Below are 21,157 nucleotides of genomic sequence, written 5' to 3' on the forward strand. Positions count from 1 at the left end.
CAAATTAATTAGCAGAAGTTAGATTACCTTCATCATCGAAAGTATACGTTAAGCTATAATTACCATCCATTTCCAATAGCCTTCCAACGGCATCGTAAGTATAGGTTGTCACATCTGCGCTTCCGGCGCCTAAAGAGGTTTCATCAACAGATGGATCCGTAGAAAATTGCCATTCGTAACGATCTAGAATTCCGTCACTATCAAAATCACCAAGCCCATCACGCGTCAGATCACCAAAGAACAGCAACTCCCAGTCGTCAGACATTCCATCACTATCTGAATCAGCAAGTACCGTAACTAAATGAGCAGGTGTTTCACTAGTTTCAGCACCATAGCGATCAATTGATATAGCAGTAATGGCAAAAGCTCCAACATTCGAAGCTACCCATTCGAAGCTCGCCGATGTAGTAACACTGGTATCTACACCAATAAGATTTCCACCCACATAAAACTCAATTTTATCCGAACCGAAATCGACATCACTAAAATTTACCTCAAACTTAACCGTTTCGCCCTGAAGCACGGATATAGCACTCGAAGGTTTAGTAAACTCGATCACAGAAGGAATATTCGATGGGGTACTAGAAGAGTTAGTTGGATCAAAATTAGCTTCATACTCATGTAAATTCGATGCACCGTCACTATCATAATCCCCAAGCGGGTCCTCTTGAAGCCCACCAAAGAAATACTGCTCCCAGCGGTCATCCAGCCGATCCTCATCGGCATCTGGAATCGCAAAAATCAGTATAGCCTGCGAATCATCCATACCACCGTCATCAAGAACCATTCGGGCATAAACCCAGTGAGCGCCAGCAGGAACATCTTCCCAATCAACTGAGTACTCATCATTCAACGCTGATGAATCAGAATCAATCACAGTATCAGCATATCTAAACTCAACATAATCGACATCATCAGGAGCATCAACCAACTTAGCACGAAGAAACGTGCCTGCTTCTGACAAATCTTCGCCTTCCCACAAAGTAAATCCTGAAGGCGGCTCAGTCAGCTTCGCAAAGGGTACAGAAACCTGAACCGGAACAATCCATGGTGAGGCACCTAATCCATCATGACTGAAATCTATTGATCCATAATGAACTCCAGGCAGTAGATTATCAAGTGAGACTGTTGCAGTAATTGCAGTTGTACCACCAGCTGACACTGAGCCACTGGTAGGGCTTAAACTGAACAATTCTTTAGTCACATTAAAGCGAATAGCATATCCATTCTGAAGTGTGACGTGATTTGAAGGATCACTATTGTACCTCAACTGTAAGCCTTGATTTTGAGAAACATTCTGGATCCCCACTGTATTCTCATCAAGGTCGCCATTCATTTGCTTATATTGATACTCAATGCTACCATCAGCATTCAGTATGATTTGAAACGTGTTCACTCCACTACCATCGTCCTTTGCTACTGCTTCATACTGTACAATCAAACGCTGAGCCTCTTCCTTGTAGTATATATCACCTCCAAGTGCCGTGTCTAAATCATCCCAATAAGCCGCAATTATACCGCTAGGGGAAGCAACCGAAGGCAAACCCTGGTTCGTCCCGTCACTAGCCAAGGCCTTAAAACTCAGGTATCCATTACTAGATACCCAAAGTTCCGAATATTCTCGCCCATAGTACGGGAACTCAAACTGTGTAAGTGTCACTGCGGCAATGCCATCATCAATGCTTGATAGGGATGAAATTTGAGTTCCACTTACACTAATATCACTCCACGAATATGCAATACTTCCTGAAATAGAATCCTCCCAAGAGTAACCTATTGAACTGGAACCTGTAGTAGCAGCAGAAAAATTAGCAGAGGCCCCTCCAGGATTATTAACGTATAGAGTTTCTGTGTACTCCCCGCCCCAATCATAAGTCCTCACCAAAGGCGAAGGAAAAACTGACACCTCAGAGTCCCAGTAGAATTCCCAATCGTAGGGCACGCCATCACTATCTAGGTCCGCGGCAGAAAAGGGAATTGTCCCCCCCAAAAACTCATCTAAATTAGAAATTGCATCACCATCAAAATCATCACCAGGCTGTAGGTCTGGATAATCAACGAGATAGTCATAGGAATCAAAAAGAATAATCCGAGCCTTCCACCAGTCTGGCACGTAAGTCCAAACATTTGCCCCACCAGGATACACACCTTCAATGAACTGGTTTGGATTCTTTTGGACACTACTACCATATGTAACATTTCGCGCATTCAAATCCCACAATTGATTCAAGACACCATACCAATTTCCATTCCCGTCCCAGCCGGCAATATAGCAAATTGTCGCAGAATTCGATACAATTGAAGAGATCCAACCACTATATTGAGCAGGTGTAAATACAGTACCAACTACGCCACCTTTAGTCTGCGAGGAGGCAATAGCTTGGCTTTGGGTAAAGCCCTGAAAGTTAACAGTACAAACGTAAGCAAGGCTAATCTGTGAAAAATCCTCACTTCCAGTAAATGTCACATTTGGCAAGAATGCCCCCTGAATACCTGCGTACTGACCACGTATATTCGTAATAGACTCTGCAGCATCAAAAAACTGTGCTGCAGTAAGGTCAGACAAGTAAGGGCGCCAATCCTGATACTGCAAATTAATCCCAGTAAAATCGAGGCCTTGCGCAGACAGATTTCCATTTATTATGACTCGGTTAGGCAAAGACAACAAACCCAGTAAATCCTGACGCAATGTGTGAGCTTCCGCTGAGCTGATTGATATTCCGGACGTGATATTTCCAAGGTCTACTTCAAGCAAATAATCGAGCGCATCCTGAGTTTCGGGAGATCCAAAATTAAATGCATACCAATCAGTCAACGTCATATGCCCGTATGTAGCTGCAAGATCAACGACGCTCATACTCGCCATTTGGTTCATCTTCAAACTTGAAGTGGAAACCAAACCACTCTTCTTCGCATCATCCGGCTCAATATAAATTGCATTCTGATATGGCCCGACCGACTGCTCACCTCCAGTTATTACCCCCTCAAACTCGTGGTCCTTCAAATTTATATAGTCATGCTCCACTGACCGCTGACTAATGGACAAGAACTGACTTCCACCAGCGTAGGAATCACCGCATACAACTAGGCACAAAAGAGTCACGCTAAATAAACTAGTGAAATATTTCTTCTTCATAGGGCAAATTTCTTCATTTCCTCTGATACCTGAACTATATTCCGCTCAACACAAGAAAAATAAATTTCACTTTTTAGAGTAGTAAAAAAAACTAGGCTTACTACCTAAAACGAAGTATGTATATACCCCAGATAAGCCACAAACAAACACTTTAGGATTAGCCAGAAAAACTCCCAAAAATTAGCACAACCACAAATCCACCAGCATACAAAGCTAAAGGCAATAATTGACATCCTGCTACCAAAGAAGCACCTACACACTTCTACCTAGCCTACTAATTTAATAAACAAGCTAACCAACACGCTAACGCATAAATAATTTATTAAAGTACCAGAGAAAGCTCATTCTCCCCTCGCATTTCCTTGTAAGCTTTCTTAACCCATTGATTGAAAATTTAACACTGAGGTGGATCCAAACCTTGGACAGGTTGCAGTGATGGTTTAGATGTAGTCCAGAGGAGCTTCGGAGGGAAGTCCAGTCTGGAAGGTTGTTGGTTGAGGTTGTGGTTGGGAGGCTGCTGCCGTCGCTCCGTGGAGGCCGTCCCCGAAGGGGTGCCGCGTAGCGGCAAGGCCGGAGCGGAGCGACGGCAGCAGAGGTGGACAATAGTTTCTCACGCGGCGTCCTCCATGTTGAGTCCAGCGCGATACTTTTGCTCGGGACTCATGCCCAGGCTCTGATGCTTGCGGGAGTTGTATTTTCGGAAGAACGCAGACAAGCCCTGATACAGTTCGGACATCGTCTCGTAGCCGCGGATATAGATGTCGTCATACTTCACCGTGCGCCAGAGCCGCTCGATCATGACGTTGTCCAAAGCCCGGCCTTTTCCGTCCATGCTGATTTTGATACCATGGGCCTTGAGCGTGCCGGTAAAGGCTTCGCCCGTGAACTGGCTGCCCTGGTCGCTATTGAAGATCTCCGGGGTGCCTTCGGTCTCCAAGGCTGCTTCCAGGCACTCCACGCAGAACGCCTCGTCCATGCTGTTGCTGAGCCTCCAGCTGATCACATAGCGGCTCGACCAGTCCATCACCGCCGTCAAGTAGACGTGGCCGTCTCCGAGAGGGATGTAGGTGATGTCGGTACACCAGACCTGATTGCTCCGGTTGATCTCCAGATTGCGCAGCAGGTACGGATACTTCTTGTGGCCTTTGCCCGGAATGCTCAGGCGCGGCTTCGGGTAGATCGGCTCAATCCCCATCGTCCGCATCAGCCGCTGCACACGCTTGCGCCCGACATGGTAGCCGAGCTCCTGCAAGGCATCGCGCATGCGGCGGCTCCCCAGAACAGGATCCTCCATATAAAGCCGATCCATCGCCTGCATCAGCATCTCGTCCATCCGGCAGATCTGACGCTTGGGCTTGTGATAGTAGCTCGAATGCGGAACCGCCAGCAACTTGCACTGTTTCGTGATACTCATCGTCGATCCCTTCTCAACGAAGCTCATCCTCCGGGATACTGATACCGAGCTTGTCACAACTGTCTTTTAAAAAATCCACCTCCACCTGGAGCTGGCCAATTTGCTTGTATAAACGGTCTTCCTTCAGCTTCTGCTTGAACGCCTCTTCGTGCTTCGAACTCGCGCTCTCGAACACGCTGCTGGCATTGCCGAGCAGCGCCTTCTTCCACTCCGTCACCTGCGTGGGATGGATCTGATAACGCTTAGCGATCTCGTGGACCGGTTGCTGCTCACGCAGCGCTTCAAGCGCCACTTTGCTTTTGAACTCTGATGTGAACTTACGTCTTTTTTTCATTCGTTGCTTTACCTTAGTCGGGTGAAGCAACCTGTCCAACATTTCGGGGCCAGCTCTCCAGCGAAACACCACTCGAGATAGTATGCGCCATACAAGCCCTCCAAAAGAGCTTCCCGCAAAAAGTTGTGTTGTTGTGCGGAAATCATGATTTACCATATTACGCGCTACGGCCAGCCTGCATCAATGGCAGCAACCAATTCAACAAAGAGCTATCCTTCTCCCTAAACGATGGGCCGAGTAATGATTATAAGGTTGAGCGTGCTCGAATCATAAATGGCATATGGGATGAGACATTCTGGCAAAGCCTGAAAGGAGCTTATTTATTTGATGGATGGCTGTTTTCACATGCCGGCATTAAGCGAAGATTCTGGCGCAAAACAGATTCACTGGCAAGCAGCTATGAACTCTTCTGTATGGGTTGGCAGTCTGCCTGGAACAACATGCATACCTCAGAAGAGAAAAATGCTTTTTTCTCCTGTGGCACAGTGAGGGGCGGAGAATCAGAGTATGGTGGTCCTCTCTGGCTCGATTGGCGCAAAGAGTTCGATGATGAACTGGAGCTGCCACAAATCGTAGGCCACACACGCCTTACATCTGAAAACGAAATGCAGAAGGGACGTTGCTACTGCCTGGATTTCTCTCAAAGAGCTTACGGAAAACTCATTGATGGAAAACTGACCTTAATTCGACTAAAGAGATAGGGGATTATCGCGACTACTCGCGCTCCATTTGATCCATATAGGCAAAAACAGCTCGATATGGCTTTCTTACCCGGTGAGTCGGGGTAGTTATCCCTGCGTCCACAAGTGTTTGCGCTTTTTCTTTCGAACTCATCTTAGCGAATCGACGAGCGACATGTTTGGCCGCAACCCTTGGGTCATGAGATAACGCTGATCTTTGAGAATTCATGTTACGATCCTTAAAATGCCATGTCATCTGTCAACTCTCTTGCTCACCCTCGACTCATGATAGCGCACCATAGCCGAATAGGAGCTATATCTTGAATGCTTCGGCGTCTCATTCCTCCATGGACTATAAACAACGCTAAACTTCCGCATTTCTTTCCACACCCAAAAGGGAACATAGTCTCTATCTTTAGTCAGCACAGACGGCCAGAGTTTCACGGCATCACAGATACTCGAAAAGCGTTCAGGCCATTGAGTGTCCATAACCAATGCTGCGACCCCGGATACTACCGTGCGCCTGAGTCTCAATGGCAGCCGCGTAAGGCCGAGACCTCTAAATGCTGCAATCTTTTCACAATCAGGATGAAACAGTCCACACTGCAGCATTTCTAATTGGATTTTACTTCCGTAGTCACGGTAATTGGTAACAAATAATTTCGCCAAGGCCTCCAACCCCGACAGAAACACTTCCGAGTAGAGCCAATGCCCACCATGAAATCGTATTTGCCCGACAGCCAAAGCATCTTCAATTAGATGACTAAGCCGTAACAATTCGTCCGAAATCACGCCATCACCACTCATTTGCTCTACACATAAGCCAAGATTAGTGCCACAGTTATAGCAGTTTGCGAGACTACCGATCTTTACTTTGTTTCGATGTCCCATTTCTTTACGATAAAAATGGACTGGCGATCCACAGTCTGGGCAGGAATCATGCAACCAGCACTGGTGCCGGGGACAACATACTGCAAATGCGAATCTCCAATACCGCCTATAGTGTTCAGATTCGGCAAGGCACACAGGACAATACTGTAAACCGTTCGACCGACCGACCCGATGATACTTCACCAGCGGCAATATTGAGTTCCTAAGCCGCAATCTTGAATCTGCGACACAAGGACTACTCTGAAAAGTAGTCTTAAGGACTACCTCTAATGGCACGGACATCAGGAATGCCCAGCTCTCCAAAACATGAGAGTTCGGGTTTAAATCAAAGTCGCGATTCCAGATATTCACCCCCGGCCACAAATCGTGACAGAAGCTTTGAACTTTCATCCGGTAAGCCTTTGCGACCCTAACAATCCATGAAGTTAACAACTCATCTTCAAGAGGATCTGGGCGCAACGGCAATTGCGCCGACCAAAACCTGCGGGAGTATTTTTTCATGACATAGCCCGAGAGAACCTAGTCGGATTACTACAAATTAATTCTCTTCAAAGAAAATTATAACTAGGCGACAAAATTGCGATAATTAAGTAATTGCACACAAGCGGTCTAGGGTAATTCTGCAAGGTCCGATTTAGTGATCACATCATGAATCCGGGCATAATTACCGCGCGAAACAACGCCATATGGAGCTGGGGACGTAAAGTTGGACCAGCCGCCTCCGACGCTGAAATTAAAAAAGTTCCACTAAATGTGATCTTATCATCGACGACTGAAGCTCAATCCGTCCGACAAAATGCTGAAGGTTGAGCTCCAGAACGTTCATCTAGAATACGAACAGCTTAACCCTTAGACTTCACTAACAGTTCAGGAAGTCGAACCGCTTTCAGCTTCAAATAAATATTCTGCAGCGACTCATACTCTCTCGCGGATAAACCCAACCCATCATAAAAATCGATATTATGAGGACTAGTCGCCCCGGCTCTAGAAAACTCTACTTGCCCGCAAAGCCTGTGATAGTCCTTAGCCTTAAAATGACGATAGAGCATTGGAAGGCTCTGAAATTCAGATGGCGTCAACTCAAGGACCCCGCCTCCATACCTTCTGCCCATTAACTCTGTAAATATTAGTGTGATTATATTGTAGAATGATGCAATAAAGCTCCTCACATCTACGCCATGTCTTACATTAACTAAATATGCAGAATCAGTCACCTGAACCCGTGCAAGATTCCTTACTAATTTCGGCATGCTATGTATGCGCTTGAAGATCAGGGCATCTGCGGGCTCGCTAACTCCAGGAACATTATACCACCGATTCCGCTTCTTACATTTGTAGCGCTCATGCAATTCAAGATCGACTCCATGCCTCAAGTAATCATCCAGTCTAGAATTAGGCCGATTCTTCTTATTTAGATCTAACAAATAACTAGGGACTCCATCCCTAACGATTTCATCAAACATTTTCGCGGTAAAATCTCCCCCGCACGTCAAACTGCTACTCCTAGTTAAAATAGGAACCTTGTACGCCATTGCACCGTGCTTAGCTATTTCTTGCTCGTTCAGTATAAAGAAATCATTCGCTCCCGTCACAACCCCAGGCCTTGATGTAATAAAATCTGAAGCACGAGGGAGTCGTTCATTAATGCGATTTAGCAAGCCAATTTCAGCAGAACTCAAAGTGTAGTGTGTCCACTTTGACTGACTTATCATTAATCCATTGGAAGAGATTTCACGAATGCGTGAAGCTTCAAAGTCCTCTACTTCATAGAAAAAGGTCCCAGCGCTATCGTGTATCTTGTATGCGAATAATAATAAAGTTTGCTGCTCAATCCCCGTAAAATCTCGTATGCTCAAAACAAAAATCTCTAAGCGCTGAAATCGCTCTTCAAGGAAAACTCTTAGTTTCTCGGCATACTTCACCTGAAGCAGATCCGCCGGAAGAACTAGAGCCAAAACTCCATGTTCATCTAATAGCTCCGCAGACTTTAGGACAAATGCTGTCCATATATTACTAACATTGGTTAGACCTAAACCAGCTTTTGCATGACACTCCTTTACCCGCCCTAAAACCTCCTCATCAAGAAATTTCTTCTTAATGTAAGGCGGATTACCTAGAACCAAAGAATAAGTATTCCCAGGAGCTGGCTCATAAGCCAAGAAGTCTCCGTTGTGTTTAACGACGGATCTAAAAGCATTTCTACCTGCTGCGATAGCATAAGCCGACTCGATAGCTTCACTGTCTAGCTCAACAATCGTCAGGTCTACTCTTTCGGTCGAACAAGAATTACTCTCGGACAAAGCTCTCAAAAAACTACCGTCACCAACACTAGGTTCAAGAATTGCATTACAACTTGAATTTATAAAGTCAGACAAATAGCTAACCATAAAATCTGAAATATGGCTAGGGGTATAATAAGCTCCTGTAATTTTACTCATTGTGACTCTCGTAATAGAGATAAATAATTTTTGATTCGTTGCTGTGTCTCAAAAAACTGCTCCAGCACTTTAAGATACAGACCGGAGCTATCTCTTTTATCACTAGAATCTCTTAGTTCCTCGATACACTCAGCCAACTTTTTATTCTGTGACTCGAGCTTTTTAATAGTCCAGATGATTTGGTGACGCTTAAGGCCTAGATTCAACTCCTCGAAGATAAATTTACCGCGACTCCCTTCATATCCAATGGAACCATCGTCACGCCTTATTATATGTTCATCATACCCGTCTTCACATGGATCAATAAAGCCATCCTCTTCTCGCCAAGTATCCCATTTGGAGCGATTACAGTACGGGCATGAATATACTAGATTATCATAATCATTTACATCATCCGGAAAAGAACATTTCGGTTTAAAATGATCGATCTGATACCCTCTCGAACCACCAGAGTAAAAATCATCATCATCGCAATATCCACAATGCTGAGAAAAATCATTCCTCAAATTAGTTTTGTAACTCTGATATCTAGCAAAAACCCTAATACAGTTACGGATAGGTTTTTTTGAGTGAAACCGTTTACGCACCGGAATTCCTCACGCTTTCGATCAACTCATCGGTCTTTTTAATGAACTCGCAAAGGTCATCCTGAAAAGAACGTTTTTTAATTACCGGAGGCAAAGAAGCCGCATCGCTAATGCTTCGCTCAAAGAAAGTATCTAATTCGATAATACGTTCTTCTTGCGTTGCGCTCAGATCGCCTTGCCTTGAAGCCTCAAGCAGCTCGTAATACTCAGCTTTATATTCAGCAAATCTAGCATGGTAGTGTTCTATCTGACGAAGTATTCTAAGTGAAAGTCTATTGTCTGCATCACGCTGAGCATTTCTAGTAAAATTGCGCCCATACAAATCCTTCGAGTAAACAATATTCACATCTTGGCTATTACCAATCGCATCGTGGTCAAAAGAAGTCACAACGAAACAGGGGAAACCTTTTTTTATCTTCAAAAAAGCTTCAACAAGGTCAACTCCGTTGAATGTCACATTGTAATCAATGTCAGTCTTCAAGTCATTGAGTTTATAATCAACAACTACAGCATCTGGTCTTTCCTCCACGATAGCATCTAACATTTCGTCAACCCCCGAAAGAGGGAGCAATTTAACGACATCAAGCTGATCCGACATTTTTTGACTCTCGATATAGTCTAAAAACCGATCCATATCTTCGTCGGACTCATCTATTAAAAGCACCTTGTACATAATCTTATTTTTTTAGATTAGGAAAAATAAAGCGAATCGAGAAACCTTCATCTGGATGCAGCAACAAGACTTCACCTCCGTTTTCCTCAACAATAGATTTGATCAACCACATACCCAGCCCAGTGCCTTCTTCATCACCAGTATGCTGATTGCGCTTAGTGGTAAAAAGAGGCTTAAAGACTTCCTCACGATTAACAATATCTTCCGAGAGCCCGGGTCCAGTATCTGAATATTCAACCACGAGGTTTCTAGAATCCTTTATTGCTACGATCGAAATCTCACGATCACGATCAATCTTTGAAGTAGAGAACGCATCTACAGAGTTCACTATCAGATTGTTAAATATACTATCTAAGTCGATTTCAAAGGCTCTTATACCGACATCGCTATCAGCCTTAAAAGTAAACCTAATGCGTCGCTCGTCAAAAACAGGCTCCCAATCGTAATGTAGGTTCTTGAGGTATTCCTGAAGCAATATCAACCGCCGGTTTCTTTTATCTTTTCGGGCAGCGCCTAAAGAAAACTTCAACCAATTCCGAAGCTTGCTATCGTGACCACACATGCGATCCATTAGGACGTAAGGATTTTTTCGTTTTTCAACCTCTTTAAAGTCATCTTCAGGTATCAAATTCTTAATGATCTCCTTTAGATTGGTAACGCGATCCCCAAGAGCCGAATGCAATCTACTTAGATCATGACTAAATGAAGCCATGATGATCCCACTACTAGCCATCCCCCTTAAGACTTTTTGCTCATCCCTAAGCCTTTCATTTTCCTCGCTCTTATCTCGATAGGCCTGGGCTAGGACAATCTCATTATCCGTTTTTGGCGGTGAATCACTCGATTCACCTTCCTTACCGGTGAATTCAGAATCCTCTTCACTGCCGCCTAAAATTCGATTAGCTAATTCTTCTGCCTCTTTTTGCTGGATAGCAGCAGCGTTTTTACGCTGATAAAATTCATTCAGCACATATGCTACATGTGCACGGTCTTGCTCAAATACACTAATTATTCCACTCAGTAATTTTGAAAAAACTAGAAATACCTTGTTCTCCTGCAGCCCCTCTCGGCTAGATTTATCTTCAAAGCTGACATTAACTAACCTCGAAATTCGAACGGATCCTGCAACATTATCTGGGTTTACTCTATAACCACCACCCGCCTTCGCAACGGAAGCAGGGCTTTGAGCCTTTCTAGCACCCAAGCCCAACCAGTCAAAAGAAGTTCCCTTTGCTTCACCATATGGCCTCACCCTAAAGTCGTCCCGAAAGACTTTTATCCCACCATACTTATCAAGCCATGTCTTCCTATTATTTGCAGCAAAAGTTCTGTAACAAAAACGCTCTACATCTTTGTCACTGTAGGTCTTCTTCAAGAAGTATAGAGTAAACTTAAATGAACCTATCTGGCTAAATATCGATTCTTTATCAACATCTTTAAACCCTGGAATCAATTCCGAGAAAGTGCGCACAGCCTTCCAACTACCTGCCTTGAAAACATCCTGAGTAAAAGGGTAATCTGCCATGTCCTTTCTATCGAAGACCTTCGGGTCAATTAGGCTAAGGTCATATTCATTTCGATGGACCTCAATAATAACCTTACCATCCTTATCGGCTTCGGCCTCAAGCTTATAATCATAATCGTTACATACAGAGCCTTGAACTTCCCCGTACTCATCTGGATTGAGTCGACTTTTAAGGATAATGGAAAAACCAGAGACTTCGCTGGGAGGAATCAAGACCTCCAGGTCAGAATACACCTGTTGAACGAAGAATTCTTTCCAGTCGTCCCTCAACTCTGAAATTTTCAGTATAGTGCCAGTACGTCTGAGTGATGTGTCCTGAGAAAACTGGACATGAGATTCTCTTAGATAGAGGATACAACCATGAAAAAGCAACGTTACACGCCTGAGTTCAAGCAAGAGGCGGTTAAAATGATAATAATCGACGGAGTGACCGTCAAAGAGCTGTCAAAGCAGCTCGGGGTCCCTGAGGGCGTTTTATACAGTTGGCGCCAGAAGCACCTGGACGAGTTGGAAGCGAATAGTCCCGAAGGTGCTCAGAGTCCTAAGGCGATGGCGGCAGAGATTGCCGACCTGCGTAAGCAGCTCGCTAAGCAAAAGCGGATGAGTGAGATTCTAAAAAAAACTGTCAGCTACTTCAGCGAGGAGGTGTGATGCAGTATCAATTCATCAAGGATAACAAAAATATCTATCGTGTGGATGAGATGTGCGAATGCTTGGATTTGTTGCGCGGCAGCTATTACTCATGGGAAAGCCGAGCCCCGAGTGATCGCTCCAAGCAGGACGAAGTACTCAAGGATCGAATCAGTGAGTTACACCGCAAGGCCAAAGGCCGATACGGGCACCGGCCAATCTACAGCCACTTGCAAGACGATGACTTTGATTGTGGTCGTGACCGGACTCTGAGACTTATGCAAGAGCTCGGTATCGCTGGGGTGCAACGCAAGGGCTTCAAGCCCTTAGGCACAGACAGTAATCATAACTTTGGCTACAGTGCCAATTTGCTCAAACAGCTCGGTAAGCCTGAGCGACTGGATCAAGTTTGGGTCGCTGATACGACCTATCTGCGCATTGAGGGCGGTTGGTGTTATCTGGCCACGGTCATGGATCTGTTTAGTCGACGTATCCTTGGCTGGAGTGTCAGCGACCACAATGACTCGAAGCTAGTTTGCCAGGCCCTGCAAGCTGCTGTGCTCACTCGTGGCGGTGATCTCCCGAAGGGACTGATCCATCACAGTGATCGTGGTAGCACCTATGCCAGCTACGCTTATGCAGACATGCTTAGCAGCTTTGGCATCGAGCCAAGCATGAGCGCTAAAGGCAACTGCTATGACAATGCCGCTCAAGAGTCCTTTTACGGAAGATACAAAACATCATCGGTTAGAGGCCGCATCTTCGCAGATCAACAAGAGGCCAGAAGCAATGCCTTCGAATACATCGAGGTCTTCTACAACCGATTTAGGAAACACTCATCGCTGGGCTATCAAAGTCCCTTTCAGTTCGAAGAAAAATTTTGCCCCCATGGGGGCAAGCAGCAGGCAAGCTTACCAGCTTGCCTATCACACAACTAATCACATAACACAATTAACAAGAATCCCATGTCCACCAAAATCAGGGCACATCAGAGTTTCTTCTTTCTACTACTGGAAATTAAATCTTTGGGGAGCTCTTCATCTATTAATTCGAATATGTCTTTTCCATTAATTGCAGACAAATCAGCGTACACTCGATCAATAGTCTTGAATTCCCCTTCAAAGTCAGACCAGCGAACATTCCATATATATCCATCGTTGCCAGTCTCAACACCTTTTTCGTCAAGATCTTGGCTTAATACATTCTTATCAAAAACGGTAGTCATCGTCGCTAAATTGCCTAATTTGTCCAAAGCGAACCGGCCAATCCCTTTTGCTCCAGACTTAATTCGCCCCCCAGATGTGAATATATCACTAGCCTTGCTGTCCGTACCAATAACCATCCAGTTGTCTCGGATGATCTGGCTGTTCATGCCATCTCCAAAATCAACAATGTATAGCGAGTTCAGCTTGGATATTCTGCTTAAGAAATCCTTCGCAAATTGTTCATCTTCTTCGCATATGCAGAGCTTACCCCCGGACTCAGAGGGATAAAGCCTATCGATATCTTCACGAGAAACCGCAATACTATCGAAATTCTTAAAATCCTCCTCTACAAGCTTATCCGGCAATTCGGAATACTTGTTATCAAAATATATTAAGCAAAGCTCACTGTCTGCATCGTAAGCGTTCTTCACCAATTCAATGATTGCGCCCTTAGATGATGCAATATTCTCTCTTCCAATTAGTCGCGCGGTTCTAGCAGATACTTTAAAAGGTATTTTCGACATAACTTTCAGGAAAGAGTCCCTAACAGGAGACTGAACAATGGCAGTAATTGTGTTAAAACGACGATAGAATAGATTTAGGCTTTAGGCCAGACCATATTTCAACTGACTACTTTCAAACGCCAATGGCTAAAGCAAGACAATTAACCGCGAGCAAACCAAGCAGCCTTTCGGTGAAGCAGCAGAGGAACCTGCCTAGAGATTTCAAGAATCCATAGCCATTCCCCCCAAAAAAACTCCGTGGTTTCATCCACATTCCTGTATAAAACGCCACTAAACTTTAGAAATGCTCTCCGAAGCGCCCCCATCGAAATCATTCTCAGGAATAGAATCAATGAGCTCCGGAGTAATGGTTTCATTTCCATTATTGATGGATTCAATGGCTGCAGCCTGAACCAACGAAGTCATCTGACCAATTAAACCACGACTTCGAGCAACGATTCGGCTTTTTACGACAACATCTGTCAAATTTGCACCCCCATGCAGTGGAATCACTTTTTCGTAGTTTCTGAGAAAACTACCGATCCTTTTTCCATCAGTCCAACGAGTCAGCGGCATACCATCAAATCGGGTCACAAACTGAGGGTCGACATGAATTGCAATTTTGGCTTCGACAGTTCCTGACAGGACAATGGGAAGCCGAAGCTCATTACTTAGATTTTTCAACGCAACTAGAGCCCTCCGCTGCTGACGACTGGGACCAGTCAAGAGGTTATGAAATTCATCCAGAATAAGAAGTTTCACCTCAATATCATGGAAAATCGAAACAATTTGATTCAGTAAATTTTGGGGTGTGTCTTTGGTGCTGTGCGGAATATGAGCAGCTTTCAATATCTGTGAATACATTCTGCGCTCATCAGGCACCACAGGAAAATCAGCCATAACAACCGGCACTGTCTTCTCGCCTTCAGATAGGTCTTTCTCGGCCTCTATGTTTTCATTGATTAGGACTCGCTTAAATGTCCGTAAAAGGAAGCTTTTGCCATTAGCGGCGTCTCCATATAATATAAGGTTCTTGATGCGACTGCCTTCAGACCGGTCCTGTTCAACCAATGAACGCATCTTAGCAAATGCCTCATCCGCAACGCGGTAACTGATCCACTTCGGACGTGCGATATATGCGATGCGCTCTGCCTTCGAAGCCTTAAGCATTTCAAGCGCTGACGGGATTAATTTTACTGAGTCCATTAGTCTATAATTGTTGCTTCGTAGTCATCATCTTCATCGAGATCATATTTTTGCATCTCAACTGTCTCAGAGGAAGGTTGCGGGTCTGAACCATCTTCAGACGGGCATGCATTAGACGTCTCAGCATATATAGACTGCTTACGATCACGATCTTTCTTAGCCTGAACTTGCTTTCGGGCACTCTTCGATTTTTCTGCAGCCTTATTCAGAATTTCTTCCATTTGCTCCAACGCATCAAATAGCTCCGACTCAGTATACTTGTCCCGCCCGGAGTCCTTCAATCTTCGCTTGGCTTCACGTAATTCCCAAATGCTAGCCGGCTTTCGACTTCTCTGACGAAATGGAACCTCGATGTAATCATCGATTTTGGGATCATAGAAATAAATCGGACTAATACAGCGAGGATCTCGTTTAAACTGATGCAACTTCGTCTTTTCATCTGGACCAATTCCAATCCAAGGACTTAGAGCATCTGCGCTGTAAAATATCCCATCAATCTCAACGCCCTCCGGGCGAACAACCCGCCTGATGGAGGGAAGGAAATCCAATTTGAGTCTCCGTGGGTCAGACACTCCGAACGGGAGACCGCGACCGGGAGAGTTCTCTGTTCCGAAAATGACCTCGTTATATTTTTCCAGAGGGCTCATTCCCAATCCAGGGTGCTTCCGATTATGGTAATATTTCAATATAAACAGCATCAGCCATTCTTCGAACTCTCTTGTAGTCAATATGGCGTTACCATCAGAGTCGTATTCTGCACGTTCCTGAATATTAGAAAATGTTGTTCCCGGGATATCATGAACTCGTTTCATTACAGTCCCCATGATTCTCTCCACATGAGCGCCGTTTTCCGGTTTCTTCACAGACCTCCATTCAATACGGAATTTATAATCCAAAGCGGTCTCTTGAAGCAGATTTCCCTTAAACTCACCGGCGTTGTCAGCGTGCACACCCGTAGGCAGTCCCCATACTGGCCAAAATAATTGATCATCTAGACCCAAATGCTGAAGATAGGGTTGCTTTGGTAATATTGCGTTCACCAAACATTGTCCTACGGAAACATCTCCGGGAGGGTCCAAAGAAATATACACACCCGCAACAATACGAGTTACCGGACTGAGAGCCAAAGTCAGCCATGGCCTCCCGATCGGCAAGCGATACTCCTCATCAACAAGGATCGCATCTACAGGTGTATGATCTATTTGATAGACCCCAGCGCTCTCCACACCTAGAATATTGCTCTCTCGGTGCATGCGAGGAGGGATTTTCTTCATCATGTTTCCAGTTCTAATTGCAGCCGTAAACCTGCGATTCAGACTGCGTATCCGGTTTCGGACCGTATTCGGATGAGGAGCCTGCATTCCGGATTTCCTAAAAGCGAGCTCAACAGCATCAATAGTCCCAGGGATACTTTTGCGCTGAGCAGTTAAATACTGTTTCTCAATTACCAAACAGAGAAGTTCCTCGCGTTCCGGCTTCAAAGTGAAGTTACCGACTTTCGGCCCCGGTTTGTCAGGAACAAGGTCCGAAATTCGCTCGCAGAAGGAATACTGCTTAATCCATGAGTAAATCGTGCTTTTAGATACATCATGTTGCTCGCATGCCTCTTGAACGAGCTTGGCAACCCGACCATCCTTACCGCCTACAACTTGAGCACGAATAATAGGGGCGATAATGTTAAATCGCCTTATGGCTTCCTTGCGCTCATCTTCGTCAAGCATATCAATTGGAACGCTCGTGTCAGACTTACTATCGATTTCAGCTATATTTGCCCGCCTACGCTCAATTGTCTGGAGATCCGTAATAACTACAGTTTCAGCATCTAGAATGTGCTCAATTCTGCAATCCTGCCCCGAGACTTTAACAACCGAGCCAATTTCTATTTTAAGAAACGTCTCCATAATATTCCTTCCTCTTTGTGGTGATCGATGTGCCAAAGCGGTGACTCCATCGTAAGTGGTTCCAGTAAATTTGCACATATTTGATCTTCACAAACCAAACGCCAAACGTAGGGCAAATATGCCGCACGCTTCCATTTATCGTCACTAATGCACGCCAGTAGACTATTCGGTGTGGCCTGTCCCAAATCCAGCAGTAGATCGAGAATCTGCTTCTCAATCCCATATACCTCAGAAAGAGGATATTCCAAATACGGATGACGCCTGAATTCACGCAGGAAAATCGCGTTCTTCAGAAAGTCATCATTAATATCTTCATCCGTCTGAATAATGAATTCTATCCCCTCTTTCTCGTATATTTCACGCATAGCAGCAAATTTGGGTTCAAGTTCAGCTGCCTTTTTCTCCAGTTCGTCGACTCTCTTAACTTCGACAACATAGCGTTTAAGTGGATTTTTATTCTCATCCCAGGTCTGAACATCAAAATCCGGCGTATACTGCCGATTCTTCATTCCATCATGCCATAGTATTTTCTTCGCCCGACGAATGGAACAGCAGTCGATGCAAAACTCGGTTTTTAAGATAAAGTTCCGCTCTAGCTGAGACTCAAAGCGAATTAGCTCACTACGGGGCGATTGATCTGTAAAATGGTTCCATACCGGCACAACCCCGGTAAGACAGGTATAAGAGCGTTTCGGCTGCTTAATCCTCTGGTAACTCTGATTCTTTTTCATACCTTATTTTAGCACAATCCCCTTAATATTTATTTAGTTGGATTTCCAAGTGGATAGCACTTTCGGGGAGATACAGCTATCGCTTGTAAATAAAGGGGAGAACCAAGAATCTTTTGTGCAAATTCCAGCTATTACTTGTAAAATTCGAGACTTTTTCATCGATAATTCCTATTATCTAATGTTCGCCACATCCATTCCCGGCCCTGGCGAAATCTCGCTGGCACACAATGGCGTGCTCTTCCTTGACGAATTGCCCGAATTTAAACGCTCCGCCTTAGAAGTGCTGCGACAACCACTGGAAGACGGAAAAGTCACCATTTCACGTAGCGCAGGCAAAATCACCCTCCCGTGCTCCGTCATGTTAGTGGCCGCAATGAACCCATGCCCCTGCGGCTACACCGGCGACAGCTCCCGCGAGTGTCGCTGCAGTGTGCCACAAATTCAACGCTACCGCTCCAAGATCAGCGGCCCACTGCTCGACCGCATCGATCTACACATCGAAGCTCCCTCGCTGCGAATCGAGGAACTACGCAACAGCGAGCCCGGCGAAAGCTCTGCCGTGATGCGCGCTCGTTGCGAAGCCGCCCGCAGCGTACAGAATGAACGCTTTCAAGCCACCGAGCTCGCCTCCGACCGCTGCAATGCGCGTATGTCGCACTCACAAATCCGGCAACATTGCGCCATTAACAAAGAGCAAGGCGACCTACTGCAACAAGCTATGGAGCAACTTTCGCTCTCAGCGCGCGCCTACGATCGCATTCTAAAAGTCGCCCGAACAATTGCCGACCTAGCAGGGGCCGAACACATCCAGACTGCCCACTTACTCGAAGCCATTCAGTACCGCAGCCTCGATCGTAATCTATTTTATTGAGCAAAAGTAAAATTACCGCTTGCACTCAACCGAGAGCCTATTCTAAACATACACCTTCAAGCGCATGGAGAGATGGCAGAGTGGCCGAATGCGGAAGTCTTGAAAACTTTTGAGCCGAAAGGTTCCGGGGGTTCGAATCCCTCTCTCTCCGCCACTTGGCAAAGCCAAGTGAAGCTATCCGGCGCAGCCGGAACAAGGGATGAGAACGAAGCATTAGTTCTAAAGAATGAAAATGTTCGAAGTCTACAGCGCGCCGACGGAGCGAAGCGGAGATGGGGCGCACGAAGTGCGAGCCCGTAGGGCCGAGCTAGCGAGCCAATGCCCTGAGCGCGCCGAATGCTGCTTAAATCCCGCGGCTAAAAACCCTCCACACTGACGGGCGCCTTCTCTTGCAGGTCGCTGGTATTCATCTGCGCCAAGCGAACGTCAGCCTCGGCATCCACAAACATCACGGCGTCAGCACCTATTTTCTTGGCGCGCACCTGGCCATCGTCGCGTAGCATATCAAAGCCAAAAGCACTCACTTCCTCGGCTTTTTCCTCCTGGCTGACACGCTTCCAGAAAGAACCTTCGGCATGCAGCGCCATCAGATGATTAAACTCGTGCTCAGTAATTCCCTGACTGCGCTTATACACCTCAATCACAGACTTGCCGCCCACATAAACCACATGCAGGTCCCAACCATTCGACATGCGGCGTTCTTCCAGTTCCGAGGAGGCCGGGCGCCGCCCATCGGAAGTCTTGAAGTAGATTCTAACATCTGAAGAACCGGACAAATATTCTAGATATTTCACATAGGGCATGCCTCGGCGGCGCGTTGTTTCGATCGCATCGTCACGGTATACAATCCCTCCGGAAGCAAACAACCTGCGCTCAATGGAATCACGTCGCTCACCGATGCGAGCATCCGAGGCGTGAGAACACATCGAATTAATCATAAATCCCGCACAAACAGTTGCGAGTGTTCCTAAGCGAATGGGGTATTTCATCATTGAGCTATGAGAGCTATGCCCGCTCACTGTAAATGACAAACAAATCCGATGCATGCAGAATAAATTCTATTCCTCCTTTGACCTAGAACGCTTCCCTGCGACAGCTTCTCCCGAAGGCGACTATCGCAGCGCCTTTCAAATTGAGCGCGACCGGATCATATTCTCCTATCCGTTCCGACGGCTACAATCCAAGACGCAGGTCTTTCAATCAGGTGAGTACGACTTTTACCGCACACGGCTCACGCACTCGATCGAGGTGGCCAAGGTGGGCCGCTCCATCTGCGAATACTTGCTCGCCCGCTCGGGGCTTCTCAACGAGCAGTTCCACATCGACGCGGATCTAACGGAAGCCATTTGCCTCGCGCACGACATGGGGCACCCGCCCTTTGGCCACATCGGTGAGCGCAAACTCAATCAACTCATGAGCGCGCACGGCGGCTTTGAAGGCAACGGCCAGACACTGCGCATTTTAACCGAACTCATTTACGAACGCCCCGGACGCACAAAGGGCATCGCCCCCACGCGCGCTTTTCTGGATGGCGTCATGAAATATAAAGCCACGCAAAGCGACTGGATCCAACAGAGCGGACAAGCCCCCGAGCACCACTTCATCTACGATGAACAAGCCCAGTGGCGTGACGTGGTCTTCGATGGCCAAGCCCTGCCACAAGAACTCCAAAATATCCAAGCGCTGAACAAATTTAAAAGTATCGAATGCCAAATCATGGGTTGGGCCGATGATACCGCTTACTCGCTGCACGACATCGTCGATGGCATCCATGCCCGCTACATCAGTGTGAGCAGCTTGACCGAGTGGGCCGCCCGTCAATCACTCGACACGGCTCAGAGCAAACTGGTGGACACGCTATGCGAAAAAATCAAGACCAACAGCTACGAGCCTTACTTCGGCAGTCGCGTCGGCACATTCGTACATGCCTGCACATTGCGCCCACGCTCTGGTTTTATGAGTGATCGTAGCCATCGTCACGCCTTCGACTTAGAAATCGACCCGAGCGTAAAGGCCGAAAGTGCACTCTATAAGTCCATCGCACTCGACCTCATATTTAGATCCACCCAATTGCAGCAAATCGAGTTCAAAGGCGGCCACATTCTCAACCAATTATTTAGCGCACTCAGCGAGCATTGCGTAGAACCAGAAGGCAAAGGCCTCAACCTACTGCCCGCCTCGGTTCAGGCACTACTCTCGCACGAAAGCGATATCGCGGGGCGCTACCGCCGCCTCTGCGACTACACTGCCGGCCTCACCGACGGCTTGGCGGTGCGCACCTACAAACGCTTATTTGACGCAGACTTCGGCTCCATTGCAGAGATCCAATAAGCCACATCGCATTCACTAATAATCACTCCCACCACCTTGCGAACTGGTAAAATAGTTTGCCCCAGAACAGATCACGCCTTATCTAATCGCGCTCAATCCCC

At 46.2% G+C, this 21,157-nt stretch carries 16 protein-coding genes, 1 tRNA gene and 1 pseudogene; 6 read left to right on the forward strand and 12 right to left on the reverse strand.

Going from position 1 to position 21,157, the window contains the following annotated elements:
• Positions 1 to 4 precede the first annotated feature (4 nt).
• Together QEH52_RS00095 and QEH52_RS00100 are read right to left on the reverse strand one after the other, a co-directional pair.
• Positions 5 to 3,136: an Ig-like domain-containing protein gene (locus QEH52_RS00095; protein WP_308947852.1), complete on the reverse strand. Its 3,132-nt coding sequence runs from the start codon at positions 3,134 to 3,136 to the stop codon at positions 5 to 7.
• Between the two features lie 610 nt (positions 3,137 to 3,746).
• Positions 3,747 to 4,926 (reverse strand): annotated as a pseudogene (locus QEH52_RS00100) (IS3 family transposase).
• Positions 4,927 to 5,009: 83 nt separating this feature from the next.
• Here QEH52_RS00100 and QEH52_RS00105 point away from each other — a divergent pair.
• Positions 5,010 to 5,585, forward strand: a complete 576-nt coding sequence (locus QEH52_RS00105; protein ID WP_308947853.1) for a hypothetical protein — start codon at positions 5,010 to 5,012, stop codon at positions 5,583 to 5,585.
• A 231-nt stretch (positions 5,586 to 5,816) separates the two neighbouring features.
• Here the strand turns inward: QEH52_RS00105 and QEH52_RS20665 are convergent, their stop codons facing one another.
• The 5 genes from QEH52_RS20665 to QEH52_RS00125 all read right to left on the reverse strand — a co-directional run bounded on the left by QEH52_RS20665 (position 5,817) and on the right by QEH52_RS00125 (position 11,891).
• The gene (locus QEH52_RS20665) at positions 5,817 to 6,956 is read right to left on the reverse strand and encodes a TniQ family protein (RefSeq protein ID WP_425609272.1); all 1,140 of its coding nucleotides are present in this window, start codon (positions 6,954 to 6,956) and stop codon (positions 5,817 to 5,819) included.
• Positions 6,957 to 7,297: 341 nt separating this feature from the next.
• Positions 7,298 to 8,893, reverse strand: a complete 1,596-nt coding sequence (locus QEH52_RS00110) for an Eco57I restriction-modification methylase domain-containing protein (protein WP_308947854.1) — start codon at positions 8,891 to 8,893, stop codon at positions 7,298 to 7,300.
• Positions 8,890 to 9,399: an HNH endonuclease signature motif containing protein gene (locus QEH52_RS00115; RefSeq protein WP_308947855.1), complete on the reverse strand. Its 510-nt coding sequence runs from the start codon at positions 9,397 to 9,399 to the stop codon at positions 8,890 to 8,892. Before QEH52_RS00115 ends, QEH52_RS00110 begins: the two co-directional genes overlap by 4 nt.
• 73 nt (positions 9,400 to 9,472) lie before the next feature.
• Positions 9,473 to 10,153, reverse strand: a complete 681-nt coding sequence (locus QEH52_RS00120; protein WP_308947856.1) for a response regulator — start codon at positions 10,151 to 10,153, stop codon at positions 9,473 to 9,475.
• A 4-nt stretch (positions 10,154 to 10,157) separates the two neighbouring features.
• Positions 10,158 to 11,891, reverse strand: coding sequence for a sensor histidine kinase (locus QEH52_RS00125; RefSeq protein WP_308947857.1), 1,734 nt, complete (start codon positions 11,889 to 11,891; stop codon positions 10,158 to 10,160).
• Between the two features lie 147 nt (positions 11,892 to 12,038).
• Here QEH52_RS00125 and QEH52_RS00130 point away from each other — a divergent pair, with 147 nt between their 5' ends.
• Together QEH52_RS00130 and QEH52_RS00135 are read left to right on the forward strand one after the other, a co-directional pair.
• The gene (locus QEH52_RS00130; protein ID WP_308947858.1) at positions 12,039 to 12,329 is read left to right on the forward strand and encodes a transposase; all 291 of its coding nucleotides are present in this window, start codon (positions 12,039 to 12,041) and stop codon (positions 12,327 to 12,329) included.
• Positions 12,329 to 13,246, forward strand: a complete 918-nt coding sequence (locus QEH52_RS00135; protein ID WP_308948059.1) for an IS3 family transposase — start codon at positions 12,329 to 12,331, stop codon at positions 13,244 to 13,246. The genes QEH52_RS00130 and QEH52_RS00135 overlap by 1 nt, the downstream gene beginning before the upstream one ends.
• A gap of 50 nt (positions 13,247 to 13,296) precedes the next feature.
• Here the strand turns inward: QEH52_RS00135 and QEH52_RS00140 are convergent, their stop codons facing one another.
• The 4 genes from QEH52_RS00140 to QEH52_RS00155 form a co-directional block, all read right to left on the reverse strand.
• On the reverse strand, positions 13,297 to 14,037 hold the full coding sequence (locus QEH52_RS00140; protein WP_308947859.1) for an ATP-binding protein: 741 nt from the start codon (positions 14,035 to 14,037) through the stop codon (positions 13,297 to 13,299).
• A gap of 270 nt (positions 14,038 to 14,307) precedes the next feature.
• A complete protein-coding gene (locus QEH52_RS00145; RefSeq protein WP_308947861.1) occupies positions 14,308 to 15,222 on the reverse strand; it encodes a TniB family NTP-binding protein in 915 nt (304 codons plus the stop codon).
• Positions 15,222 to 17,123, reverse strand: a complete 1,902-nt coding sequence (locus tag QEH52_RS00150; protein ID WP_308947863.1) for a Mu transposase C-terminal domain-containing protein — start codon at positions 17,121 to 17,123, stop codon at positions 15,222 to 15,224. Before QEH52_RS00150 ends, QEH52_RS00145 begins: the two co-directional genes overlap by 1 nt.
• A complete protein-coding gene (locus tag QEH52_RS00155) occupies positions 17,102 to 17,854 on the reverse strand; it encodes a TnsA endonuclease N-terminal domain-containing protein (protein ID WP_308947865.1) in 753 nt (250 codons plus the stop codon). Before QEH52_RS00155 ends, QEH52_RS00150 begins: the two co-directional genes overlap by 22 nt.
• Before the next feature lie 178 nt (positions 17,855 to 18,032).
• On the opposite strand from QEH52_RS00155, the gene QEH52_RS00160 reads away from it, so the two are divergent.
• Together QEH52_RS00160 and QEH52_RS00165 are read left to right on the forward strand one after the other, a co-directional pair.
• Positions 18,033 to 18,725, forward strand: a complete 693-nt coding sequence (locus tag QEH52_RS00160; RefSeq protein ID WP_308947866.1) for an ATP-binding protein — start codon at positions 18,033 to 18,035, stop codon at positions 18,723 to 18,725.
• Between the two features lie 66 nt (positions 18,726 to 18,791).
• A tRNA-Ser gene (locus QEH52_RS00165) sits at positions 18,792 to 18,879 on the forward strand.
• 202 nt (positions 18,880 to 19,081) lie between these two features.
• Here QEH52_RS00165 and QEH52_RS00170 read toward each other — a convergent pair.
• On the reverse strand, positions 19,082 to 19,717 hold the full coding sequence (locus QEH52_RS00170) for a hypothetical protein (protein WP_308947868.1): 636 nt from the start codon (positions 19,715 to 19,717) through the stop codon (positions 19,082 to 19,084).
• Between the two features lie 52 nt (positions 19,718 to 19,769).
• On the opposite strand from QEH52_RS00170, the gene dgt reads away from it, so the two are divergent.
• The gene (dgt, locus tag QEH52_RS00175) at positions 19,770 to 21,056 is read left to right on the forward strand and encodes a dGTP triphosphohydrolase (RefSeq protein ID WP_308947869.1); all 1,287 of its coding nucleotides are present in this window, start codon (positions 19,770 to 19,772) and stop codon (positions 21,054 to 21,056) included.
• Positions 21,057 to 21,157 lie beyond the last annotated feature (101 nt).

Source organism: Thalassobacterium maritimum (genome assembly GCF_031127805.1).
GTDB classification, from domain to species: Bacteria; Verrucomicrobiota; Verrucomicrobiia; order Opitutales; family Coraliomargaritaceae; genus Thalassobacterium; species Thalassobacterium maritimum.

Coding starts and splice junctions, on each gene's coding strand:
- QEH52_RS00160 (WP_308947866.1), top strand. CDS start 18,033: ATGTTCGCCACATCCATTCCCGGCCCTGGCGAAATCTCGCTGGCACAC.
- QEH52_RS00155 (WP_308947865.1), bottom strand. CDS start 17,854: ATGAAAAAGAATCAGAGTTACCAGAGGATTAAGCAGCCGAAACGCTCT.
- QEH52_RS20665 (WP_425609272.1), bottom strand. CDS start 6,956: ATGAAAAAATACTCCCGCAGGTTTTGGTCGGCGCAATTGCCGTTGCGC.
- QEH52_RS00120 (WP_308947856.1), bottom strand. CDS start 10,153: ATGTACAAGGTGCTTTTAATAGATGAGTCCGACGAAGATATGGATCGG.
- dgt (WP_308947869.1), top strand. CDS start 19,770: ATGCAGAATAAATTCTATTCCTCCTTTGACCTAGAACGCTTCCCTGCG.
- QEH52_RS00110 (WP_308947854.1), bottom strand. CDS start 8,893: ATGAGTAAAATTACAGGAGCTTATTATACCCCTAGCCATATTTCAGAT.
- QEH52_RS00140 (WP_308947859.1), bottom strand. CDS start 14,037: ATGTCGAAAATACCTTTTAAAGTATCTGCTAGAACCGCGCGACTAATT.
- QEH52_RS00095 (WP_308947852.1), bottom strand. CDS start 3,136: ATGAAGAAGAAATATTTCACTAGTTTATTTAGCGTGACTCTTTTGTGC.
- QEH52_RS00150 (WP_308947863.1), bottom strand. CDS start 17,123: ATGGAGACGTTTCTTAAAATAGAAATTGGCTCGGTTGTTAAAGTCTCG.
- QEH52_RS00145 (WP_308947861.1), bottom strand. CDS start 15,222: ATGGACTCAGTAAAATTAATCCCGTCAGCGCTTGAAATGCTTAAGGCT.
- QEH52_RS00170 (WP_308947868.1), bottom strand. CDS start 19,717: ATGATGAAATACCCCATTCGCTTAGGAACACTCGCAACTGTTTGTGCG.
- QEH52_RS00130 (WP_308947858.1), top strand. CDS start 12,039: ATGAAAAAGCAACGTTACACGCCTGAGTTCAAGCAAGAGGCGGTTAAA.
- QEH52_RS00135 (WP_308948059.1), top strand. CDS start 12,329: ATGCAGTATCAATTCATCAAGGATAACAAAAATATCTATCGTGTGGAT.